Here is a 9,549-nt window from a genome sequence, read left to right on the forward strand (position 1 = left end):
CGCTCGGTCGTCCCCGGGCTATTCCGGCAGGCCGGTCTCGACCGGGTGGCCGGCGCGGATCCACGCGTGGGTGCCGCCGGCGANGCAGGCCGGTCTCGACCGGGTGGCCGGCGCGGATCCACGCGTGGGTGCCGCCGGCGACGTTGCGGACGTCGTAGCCCTGCGCGTCGAGGTAGTCGGCCACCTGCGCGCTGCGGCCGCCGACCGCGCACACGACGTACACGGTGCGGTCGCGCGGGATGTCGTCGATCTGCTCGATGACCGAGCCCATCGGGATCAGCTGGACGCCGGGGATGTGCGCCTCGACGTACTCGCCGGGCTCGCGGACGTCGACGATGGCGGCGTCGCCGGTCTTCCACTGCGCCGCCAGCTCGTCGACGGAGACCTCGGCTGCGCTCACGGGACGCTCACGAAGATGTGCGAGGCGTCGGCGGCGGACAGCTCGACGGTCTCGGTGCTGCGTACCTGGACGCCGTTGTCGGTGGTGGTGGCCCGCACCGTTCGGCCGGGGACGATCTCGGCCTCGCGCAGGCTCGCCAGCAGCTTCTCGTCGACCTGCAGCGGCTCGCCGATGTGCCGGACGGTGACCTCGGCGCCGTCGACGGTGCCGGCCTGACGCAGCTGGCGGACGCCGGAGCGGAAGTCCTCGACGACCGTGGAGCTGCCCAGCTCGGCCAGGCCCGGGATGGGGTTGCCGTAGGGGTCGGCGGACGGCTCGTGCAGGAGGTCGACCAGGCGGCGCTCGACCGCCTCGGAGACGACGTGCTCCCAGCGGCACGCCTCGTTGTGCACCAGCTCCCAGTCGAGCCCGATGACGTCGACCAGCAGCCGCTCGACCAGGCGGTGCTTGCGCATGACCCGCATGGCCAGCAGCCGGCCCTTCTCGGACAGCTCGAGGTGACGGTCCTCGTCGACGTGCAGCAGGCCGTCGCGCTCCATGCGGGCGACGGTCTGGCTGACGGTGGGACCGGACTGGTGCAGCCGCTCGGCGATGCGCGCTCGGAGCGGGACGATGCCTTCCTCTTCGAGCTCGAAGATCGTCTTGAGGTACATCTCTGTCGTATCGATGAGGTCGCTCACCCGACGGCTCTCCTCGCATGACTCTGAAAAATTCGATTGGCGCTGCGGCCCGCTGGTGCCGTCGGTCGCCCACAACCCGCCGGGGCCGGGTTGATACGTCGAGCTTATCGCGACCGCGTCTCGTTTCCGGTTCCGATCAGATCGCCGCCCCCCGGACCGAGACGCCGGAGCTCGCGCCATGGGAGACTCACCGAGTGCCGGTGGTGAGCGTCCTGAGCCTCAAGGGCGGCGTCGGGAAGACGACCGTCGCGCTCGGGCTGGCCGGCGCGGCGGCCGCACAGAAGCTGCGCTGCGTCGTCGTCGATCTCGACCCGCAGGCCAACGCCACGACGGTCCTCGCGCCCGGCGATGTGCGGTTCACCGCCAACGACGTCCTCACCGGCGACCGGCCGGTGCCCGTCGGCGACGCCCTCGCGGTGAGCGGCTGGGGCGAGCCGGTCCGCGTCCTCGCCGGTGAGCCCGCGCTGGAGCGGCGCAACCACCCCCTCGACGGCCGGCCCGGTCGGCACCACGTGCGCGCCGCCCTCGCCGGCCTGCGCGACGCCGACCTCGTCCTCATCGACTGCCCACCCAGTCTCGCCGAGCTCACCCGCAACGCCCTGGCGGCCAGCGACACCGCGCTCGTCGTCACCGAGCCGACGGCGTTCGCGCTGGCCGGCGCCCAGCAGGCGCTCGACGCCGTCGACGCCGTCCGCAGCGCGCACAACCTGCGGCTGCGGCCGGCCGGCATCGTCGTCAACCGGTTCCGCGCCGGCGCGGCCGAACACCGGTTCCGGCTCGACGAGCTGATCGCCGCCTACCGCGAACTGGTCATCGACCCCGTGCTGCCGGAGCGCTCGGCCGTCGCCCGCGCCCAGGGCGCCGGGGTGCCCATCCAGCGCTGGCCGTCGCCCGGTGCGCGCGAGGTCAGCCGCATCTTCGCCGGCTATCTCCCGCCGCTGTTGAGCTCGGCCGGGGCCGGCGCCGGCCCGTTCTCGAGAGGTGGCAGACCATGAGCTCGTCGCTGCCCGCGCCGCGGCCCGCGCTGATCCGTGGCCGCGACGGCACGGTCCGCCCGGCCGCGCCGCACCTGTCCTCGATGGCCGTCGACGAGACCGCCGTCGCCAAGGCGGCCAAGAAGCACAAGAAGAAGGTCCATGCCGACGACGACGCCGAACTGCTCGTGACGCTGTCCAAGCGCGACCGCAAGCGGCTGCGGCGCAAGGCCGAGTCGTACGGCTGGACGGCGGAGGAGGCCGCGGCACACGTGCTGCGCGCCTGGGCCGACGAGTAGCTCCGACGCCGGCCGCGAGGTTCCGAGCGGCGGCGAGCACCCCGAGGGCGACGGTGACCGGGCCGGGTTCACGGTCCTGCAGATCCCCGTGCCGGCCGTGGAGTCGTTCGTGCGGGAACGGTACGAGCACTACGACCGCGCGTACCTCTCGCCCGACCCCGGCTTCACGCACGCGCACGTCACCGTGCTGGCGCCGTTCCTGCCGGCGCCCGACGCCACGTCCCTCGAGGTGGTGGCGGCCATCCTCGCGGAGACGGCGCCGATCGCGTTCGCGCTGCGCCGCCTCGAGACGTTCCCGAACGGCGTCATCTACCTCGCGCCGGAGCCGGCCGAGCCGTTCCGGGCGCTCACCGAGCGGTTCGTGGCGGCGTTCCCGCAGTGTCCCCCGTACGGCGGGCAGTTCCCCGACATCGTGCCGCACGTCACCCTGGACCAGCACTCGGTCGACGTCACGGTGGAGTCGACCCGCGACCGGCTGGGCGACGCGGTCCCGGTGAGCTGCGTCGCCGACCGCGTCGACCTCGTGTGGTACGAGCCGCACCGGTGCCGGGTGCTGACCACCTGGCGGCTCGACGCACCGGGTTAGGGCGCGACCCACTCGCCGCGGGCCATGACGGCGTCGACCGTCAGGTCCGCGTCGAGCACGACGAGGTCGGCGTCGAGGCCGGGGGCGAGCGCGCCGGTGCGGCCGTCGATGCCCAGCAGCCGGGCCGGCGTCGCCGACGTCGCGCGCACCGCCTCCGGCACGGTGAACCCCGCCTGCTCGACGGCGAACCGGAACGCGTGGTCCATGGTCAGCGTGCTGCCGGCGATCGAGCCGCCCTCGACCAGCCGGGCGACCCCGTTCTCGACGCGTACGGCGAGCTCGCCGAGCACGTACTCGCCGTCGCCGATGTCCGTCGCGTCCATCGCGTCGGTGACGAGCGCGACCCGCTCCGGGCCGGCCGCGCCGCGGACCAGGCGGGCGATCGCGGCGTGCAGGTGGACGCCGTCGAGGATCAGCTCGACGGTGACGCGGTCGTCCTCCAGCAGCGCGACGATCGGGCCCGGGTCGCGGTGGTGGACCGGCGCCATCGCGTTGAACAGGTGCGTCGCGACCGTCGCCCCGGCGTCGATGGCCTGCCGGGTGATGTCGTAGCTGGCATCGGTGTGTCCTACGGCGGCGACGGCGCCCGCGTCCACGACGGCGCGGACGGCGTCGAGGCCGTGCTCCAGCTCGGGCGCGAGCGTGACCATGCGGACCGTTCCCACGCCGGCGGCCAGCAGCCGCTCGACGGCGGCCGGCTCCGGGGTGCGCAGGGCCCGCTCGTCGTGGGCGCCTTTGCGGGCCGGGGAGATCCACGGCCCCTCCAGGTGGACGCCGGCGATCAGCCCGTCGCCGGCCAGCTCGGCCAGCGCCCGCACGTCGTGCTCGAGCGCGGCGTACTCGCCGGTGACCAGGCTCGCGACGATGGACGTCGTGCCGTGGCGGCGGTGGGTGGCGACGAACGTGCGGACCGCCTCGGGGTCGGCGCCGACGACGGAGCCACCGCCGCCGCCGTGCGTGTGCATGTCGACGAAGCCGGGGATCAGCCAGCGTCCGGCGAGGTCGCGGTCGGCCGGGCGTGACGGTGTGCCCGTGCCCAGCGCGGCGATGCGGCCACGGTCGACCTCCAGCCAGCCGTCCTCCACCACGCCGTCGGGCGTGACCATCACCGCACCGGCGATCACCGTCATGTGCGTTCCTCCCGGCCTCGTTTCGTGTCGGTCCGCACCGTATCGCGTGGCCGTCTAGGGTGTGTGGGCCTGTGGAGGGCCGCGCATACTGGCGACGACTGGGGGCCGGAGGCTCCCACGAGTCGCCGGTCCGGACCTTGAGGCGACCGGAGCGAAGGAGTCCACGTGGGCGGCCCGAGACGTGAGGAGTGTTGATGACGGTGACGGTGCGGTCGCGGTTCCGGGGTCCGACGACGTCGGGCAACGGCGGCTACGTGGCGGGCGTGCTGGCGGCGCGGCTCGGCGGCGGTCCGGTCACCGTGACGCTGCGCACGCCGCCACCGCTGGAGACCCCGCTGACCGTACGATCCTCGGCCGACGGCGGTCTGGACCTGGTGGACGGCGACACGCTGGTGGCCGCCGCCGCTCCGGCCGCGGAGGGCGACCTGGTCGCCGTCCCGCCGGTGCCCGTCGCCGAGGTCGCGGAGATCTCGGCGCGCTACCCCGGGTTCTCGGCGCACCCGTTCCCCGAGTGCTTCGTCTGCGGACCGGCCCGCTCCCCCGGCGACGGCCTGCGCCTCTTCCCCGGCCGTGTCGGCGACGGCCGGACCGCCTGCCTGTGGTCGGTCGGCGCCGACGTCGCGGGCGCCCCGGAGTTCGTCTGGGCCGCGCTCGACTGCCCCGGCGGCTGGTCGGCCCCGATCGAGGGCCGCCCGATGGTGCTCGGCCGCATCACCGCCCTCGTGTCCGACGTCCCGTCCGCCGGCGAGTCGTGCCTGGTCATGGGCTCCTTCGTCGCCACCGAGGGCCGCAAGACCTGGACCGACTCGACGCTCTACGGCGTCGACGGCCGGCTGCTCGGCCGCGCCCGGTCGACGTGGATCGCGATCGCCTGACTCCCACCGGTTTGTTCCCGTGTTCACCGCGCGGAAAAGGCGTTGCCGAGGAGATGGGTGGGCGCATAACGTGGTGGGCACACGGAGAGGAGGTGGTCCAGTAGATGAATAGCTATCGGACTCGTGAGGTGGCTGCTCGCTAGCAGCCCTGCTCGTCGCAGGACTTGGGGGTGACCCCCAGTGTTCGCCGGCTTGGTTGCTGGCAATACCGAGCAGTCACCCGACCCGTGGGCTCCCGGCGCTGGTCCGTCCGGGCCACGTCTGTCCGACCGTGTGTCGCGGCAGCGTGGAAGCAGCCCACGGGTCGTTCCGCGTTCGCCCGCCCGGCCCGGTGCGCCATAAGCGCCCGACTCCCCGACGTGGATCCGGACTGACCACCGTGACCGGGTAGACCGGCGATGCTCTATCGGCGTCGTTGACATGAGCGCCAACACGTGGCGTTCTCGTCAACACCGGATTTCGGTGATCACCGAGGTCGGCCCCCAACGGTGTGAGATTGCTGCACCGTCTGTGTGACTCTGGTGTCGCCCCAGCAACAGCACCGCCACACGCTCCCGCGGTGATCTCACACCGTTGACCGCAACCGACCCGAGGCCACCCGCGCCCGCCGCGACCTCAGGGGGCGAGCCGCTCCACGACCCACTTCTCCGCCGCGCGGCGGTAGCGCAGCCGATCGTGCAGTCGCGCGATCCCGCCCTGCCAGAACTCCACCGTCTCCGGCTCGACGCGGTAGCCGCTCCAGAACTCCGGCAACGGCACCTCGCCCGGGTAGCGTTCGGCCACCTCGGCGGCCGCCGCCTCCAGCTCCTCCCGGGTCGCGATGACCGCCGACTGCCGGCTGGCCCATGCACCGATCTGCGACTCCCGCGGCCGGGTCCGCCAGTACGCCAGCGTGGCCGCCCTGGACACCGTCGAGGCCGTGCCGCAGACGAGGACCTGCCGCTCCATCGCGATCCACGGGAAGCACAGCGACACCCGCGGGTTGCCGGCGATCTCCGTCGCCTTGCGGGAACCGGTGTTGGTGAAGAAGACGAAGGCACCGTCGTCGATGCCCTTGAGCAGCACGGATCGGCTGCTGGGCTGGCCGTCGGGGCCGACGGTGCCGAGGATCATGGCGTTCGGCTCGGTGATGCCCATGGTGACGGCGTCGTGCAGCCAGGCGCGGAACTCGTCGAGCGGGTCGGGCGCGAGGTCGCGCTCGAGCAGCCGCCCCGCGGTGTAGCGCCGGCGCATCCGCGGCAGTCCTTCCTCCACGGCCTCCACTCTGTCACCACCTCCAGACAGAACGGCCTCCCGCGCCGCCCACCACAGGAACGTGGCCGAGGCCACTGTGGGAAACCGCACATTCACATTGTCGCAACTTGTGGAGAGCCACCAGTTGCGGGGCATGATGGACGTGGGGGCCCGCGAGCGCACCACGAATGGAGAAGTCAATGACCGAGGTCAAGCATGGCCTTGAGGGTGTCGTAGCGTTCGAGACCCACATCGCCGAGCCCGACAAGGAAGGCGGTGCGCTGCGCTACCGCGGGGTCGACATCGACGACCTCGTCGGCCGGGTGCCGTTCGGCAACGTGTGGGGTCTGCTGGTCGACGGCGCGTTCGATCCCGGCCTGCCGCCGGCCGAGCCGCTGGAGCTGCCGGTCCGCACCGGCGACGTCCGCGTCGACGTGCAGAGCGCGGTCGCCACCCTGGCCCCGCTGTGGGGCTTCCAGCCGCTGCTCGACACCAGCGACGACGACGCCCGCGACCAGCTGGCCCGCAGCGCGTCCACCGCGCTCTCGTTCGTCGCCCAGTCGGCGCGGCACTCGACCGGGCAGGCGCCCGTGCCCGACGCCGTCGTGGCGCAGGCCGGCAGCATCGTCGAGCAGTTCATGGTGCGCTGGCGCGGCGAGCCCGACCCGCGGCACACCGCCGCCGTCGACGCGTACCTGACGTCGGCCGCCGAGCACGGCATGAACGCGTCCACGTTCACCGCCCGGGTGGTCGCCTCCACCGGCGCCGACGTCGCCGCGTCGCTGTCCGCCGCCGTCGGCGCGATGAGCGGTCCGCTGCACGGCGGCGCGCCGTCGCGGGTCCTGGCCATGATCGAGGAGATCGAGCGCACGGGCGACCCCGTCGGCTACGTCAAGGGCGTCCTCGACCGCGGCGAGCGGCTCATGGGCTTCGGCCACCGCGTCTACCGCGCCGAGGACCCGCGGGCCCGCACGCTGCGCCGCGTCGCCCGCGAGCTCGGCGCGCCGCGCTACGAGGTCGCCGAAGCGTTCGAGAAGGCCGCGCTCTCCGAGCTGCACGAGCGCAAGCCCGACCGCGTCCTCGCCACCAACGTCGAGTTCTGGGCCGCCATCGTGCTCGACTTCGCCGAGGTCCCGGCGCACATGTTCACGTCGATGTTCACGTGTGCCCGCACGGCCGGCTGGTGCGCACACATCCTCGAGCAGAAGAAGACCGGCCGGCTGGTCCGTCCGTCGGCCAAGTACACCGGCCCGGGCGCCCGCACCCCTGACACCGTCCCCGGCTGGGATCCCGCCTGGGCCGCCTGACCTGCACCATCCTCCGCCGCCACGCGCCGGTCCGTGTCATCTGACGGACCGGCGCTCGCATGTCCGCAATCATGCGGCACAATGGCCTACCTGACAGTGTCGTCACACTTCCGTAACCCACCGGACACCCGACACGGAGCGCAGCCATGACCGACACTGTGCAGATCCCCGACGAGCTCAAGCCCGCCGACGGCCGGTTCGGCTCGGGCCCGAGCAAGGTCCGCCCCGAGGCGCTGGCCGCCCTCGCCACCCAGGGCGGGGCCGTCCTCGGCACGTCGCACCGGCAGGCGCCGGTGAAGAACCTGGTGCGCCGCGTCCGCGAGGGCGTCGCCGCCCTGCTGAACCTCCCCGACGACTACCAGGTCGTGCTGGGCAACGGCGGCACGACGGCGTTCTGGGATGCCGCCGCGTTCGGCCTGGTCCGCCAGAAGGCGCAGCACCTGTCCTTCGGCGAGTTCTCGTCGAAGTTCGGCACCGTCACCAAGACCGCGCCGTGGCTCGACGACCCCAGCATCGTCAAGGCCGAGCCGGGCTCCCTGCCGGCGCCGGTCGCCGAGGAGGGCGTCGACGTCTACGCGTGGCCGCACAACGAGACCTCGACCGGTGTCATGGCGCCGGTCCGCCGGGTCGACGGCGCCGCCGACGACGCGCTCGTGCTCATCGACGCCACCAGCGGCGCGGGCGGCCTGCCGGTCGACCCCACGCAGGCCGACGTCTACTACTTCGCGCCGCAGAAGAACTTCGGCTCCGACGGCGGACTGTGGATCGCCGCGTTCTCGCCGGCCGCGCTGGCCCGGGTCGAGCAGATCGCCGCCACCGGGCGGTACGTCCCCGCCTTCCTCGACCTTCCCACGGCCATCGACAACTCCGCCAAGGACCAGACGTACAACACGCCGGCCGTCGCGACGCTGTTCCTGCTGGCCGACCAGCTCGACTGGCTCAACGGCAACGGCGGCCTCGAGTTCGCCGTCGGCCGCACGACGGCGTCGTCGAGCCACCTGTACAGCTGGTCCGACAAGACGCCGTACACCACGCCGTACGTCACCGACCCCGAGGCGCGTTCGCTGGTCGTCGGCACCATCGACTTCGACGACAGCATCGACGCTGCCGCGGTGGCCAAGGTGCTGCGGTCCAACGGCATCGTCGACGTCGAGCCCTACCGCAAGCTGGGCCGCAACCAGCTGCGCGTGGCGATGTTCCCGGCGGTCGACCCCGCCGACGTCGAGGCGCTGACGGCGTGCATCGACTTCGTGGTCGAGAAGCTCGGGGCCTAGACCGGCGCGAGCGGCAATAACAACGCCCGGCCGCGATTCGTGTCAGCGGCCGGGCGCGTTGTTGGTTCCGTTCGACTTCCGGAACCGCATTCCCCCGTCGTGTTCCTGGGACAACCATAGAACTCCGCGATCATCCTGGGGATCATCCGTTCGGTCCTCTGACGATCATCCGCGCGGTCAGCATTTCACTGCGGTAGCGGGCGATCCGCCCTGGCCGGCGGCCTGGCCGGCATCGTTTCCGCCCGATTGATCATCTAGTCACGCCGTTGGTCACGGCGGCGCGAATTCGCGGCGCCGACCAGCGTGAAGACCGGCGCGTGCCGGCGCGTAGTCTGAGCGGGACGGATCTTCGAAGGAGGCGACCACGGTGCGGCCGAAGACCACCCGGCAACTGGTGAGCGCCACCCTGGTCCTCATGCTCCTCATCGTGGCGGTGGCGGCGCTGCTCTGACGGCGTCAGCGGCGGCCGGTCAGCGCGAAGCGGGCCAGCGCCTCGTACCGCGGTCCACGGCCGGGACCGCCGGGGTGCGACCGGAACAGCGTCATGGTCTCCGACGGCCACTCCGGTCCCTCGTAGGCGGCGAGCCGCTCGACATACGGCCGCAGGTCGGCGGCGCCGCGGGCCCGGGCCAGCGTGATGTGCGGCCGGAACCGCTGCCGTTCCTCCGCCCCGGCGCCGATCCGCCGGCCGGCGGCGCGGGCCGACCCCGCCAGCGCGCGCAGGGCGACACCGTCGCCGTCGATCCCGGCCCAGAGCACCGCGCGCCCGAACCGCCCGGCGCCGGCGATGC

The 9,549-nt window shown here is 73.0% G+C and carries 10 protein-coding genes and 1 pseudogene; 6 read left to right on the top strand and 5 right to left on the bottom strand.

Going from position 1 to position 9,549, the window contains the following annotated elements; genetic code table 11:
• Positions 1 to 84: 84 nt before the first annotated feature.
• Together DY240_RS34000 and DY240_RS05200 are read right to left on the bottom strand one after the other, a co-directional pair.
• Positions 85 to 400, bottom strand: a pseudogene (locus DY240_RS34000) (rhodanese-like domain-containing protein); the annotation flags it as partial.
• Positions 397 to 1,080 (bottom strand): metal-dependent transcriptional regulator, encoded by a 684-nt coding sequence (locus tag DY240_RS05200; RefSeq protein WP_119658893.1) that lies wholly within the window; start codon positions 1,078 to 1,080, stop codon positions 397 to 399. The pseudogene DY240_RS34000 and the gene DY240_RS05200, both read right to left, overlap by 4 nt.
• Before the next feature lie 194 nt (positions 1,081 to 1,274).
• Between DY240_RS05200 and DY240_RS05205 the strand changes: the two genes are divergently transcribed.
• The 3 genes from DY240_RS05205 (at position 1,275) to DY240_RS05215 (ending at position 2,939) form a co-directional block, all read left to right on the top strand.
• Complete coding sequence (locus DY240_RS05205; RefSeq protein WP_119658894.1) at positions 1,275 to 2,075, top strand: ParA family protein; 801 nt, start codon at positions 1,275 to 1,277, stop codon at positions 2,073 to 2,075.
• Entirely contained in the window at positions 2,072 to 2,353 is a 282-nt protein-coding gene (locus DY240_RS05210) for a hypothetical protein (protein ID WP_119658895.1), read from the top strand. Before DY240_RS05205 ends, DY240_RS05210 begins: the two co-directional genes overlap by 4 nt.
• A 109-nt stretch (positions 2,354 to 2,462) precedes the next feature.
• Positions 2,463 to 2,939 (top strand): 2'-5' RNA ligase family protein, encoded by a 477-nt coding sequence (locus DY240_RS05215; RefSeq protein ID WP_199700857.1) that lies wholly within the window; start codon positions 2,463 to 2,465, stop codon positions 2,937 to 2,939.
• On the opposite strand, the gene nagA is transcribed toward DY240_RS05215, so the two are convergent.
• On the bottom strand, positions 2,936 to 4,069 hold the full coding sequence (nagA, locus tag DY240_RS05220; protein WP_119658897.1) for an N-acetylglucosamine-6-phosphate deacetylase: 1,134 nt from the start codon (positions 4,067 to 4,069) through the stop codon (positions 2,936 to 2,938). The two genes, DY240_RS05215 and nagA, sit on opposite strands and share 4 nt — an antisense overlap.
• Before the next feature lie 194 nt (positions 4,070 to 4,263).
• Here nagA and DY240_RS05225 point away from each other — a divergent pair, with 194 nt between their 5' ends.
• A complete protein-coding gene (locus DY240_RS05225; RefSeq protein ID WP_199700858.1) occupies positions 4,264 to 4,944 on the top strand; it encodes a hypothetical protein in 681 nt (226 codons plus the stop codon).
• 615 nt (positions 4,945 to 5,559) lie between these two features.
• Here the strand turns inward: DY240_RS05225 and pdxH are convergent.
• Positions 5,560 to 6,177 carry a pyridoxamine 5'-phosphate oxidase gene (pdxH, locus tag DY240_RS05230; RefSeq protein ID WP_119658906.1) on the bottom strand — a complete coding sequence of 206 codons (618 nt, stop codon included), beginning with the start codon at positions 6,175 to 6,177 and terminating at the stop codon, positions 5,560 to 5,562.
• A 200-nt stretch (positions 6,178 to 6,377) separates the two neighbouring features.
• Between pdxH and DY240_RS05235 the strand changes: the two genes are divergently transcribed.
• Both DY240_RS05235 and serC read left to right on the top strand, forming a co-directional pair.
• Positions 6,378 to 7,484 carry a citrate synthase 2 gene (locus tag DY240_RS05235; RefSeq protein WP_119658898.1) on the top strand — a complete coding sequence of 369 codons (1,107 nt, stop codon included), beginning with the start codon at positions 6,378 to 6,380 and terminating at the stop codon, positions 7,482 to 7,484.
• Positions 7,485 to 7,630: 146 nt separating this feature from the next.
• Positions 7,631 to 8,758, top strand: coding sequence for a phosphoserine transaminase (gene serC / locus DY240_RS05240; protein ID WP_119658899.1), 1,128 nt, complete (start codon positions 7,631 to 7,633; stop codon positions 8,756 to 8,758).
• A gap of 456 nt (positions 8,759 to 9,214) precedes the next feature.
• On the opposite strand, the gene DY240_RS05245 is transcribed toward serC, so the two are convergent.
• The coding region (locus tag DY240_RS05245; RefSeq protein ID WP_199700859.1) for a 2'-5' RNA ligase family protein at positions 9,215 to 9,549 on the bottom strand (335 nt) is incomplete at its 5' end.

It is taken from the genome of Jiangella rhizosphaerae (genome assembly GCF_003579925.1).
Taxonomy (GTDB): domain Bacteria; phylum Actinomycetota; class Actinomycetes; order Jiangellales; family Jiangellaceae; genus Jiangella; species Jiangella rhizosphaerae.

Bases quoted from the DNA above. Each gene is read 5' to 3' on its own strand.
- DY240_RS05210 (WP_119658895.1), top strand. From the start codon at position 2,072: ATGAGCTCGTCGCTGCCCGCGCCGCGGCCCGCGCTGATCCGTGGCCGC.
- serC (WP_119658899.1), top strand. From the start codon at position 7,631: ATGACCGACACTGTGCAGATCCCCGACGAGCTCAAGCCCGCCGACGGC.
- DY240_RS05225 (WP_199700858.1), top strand. From the start codon at position 4,264: ATGACGGTGACGGTGCGGTCGCGGTTCCGGGGTCCGACGACGTCGGGC.
- pdxH (WP_119658906.1), bottom strand. From the start codon at position 6,177: ATGCGCCGGCGCTACACCGCGGGGCGGCTGCTCGAGCGCGACCTCGCG.
- DY240_RS05235 (WP_119658898.1), top strand. From the start codon at position 6,378: ATGACCGAGGTCAAGCATGGCCTTGAGGGTGTCGTAGCGTTCGAGACC.
- nagA (WP_119658897.1), bottom strand. From the start codon at position 4,069: ATGACGGTGATCGCCGGTGCGGTGATGGTCACGCCCGACGGCGTGGTG.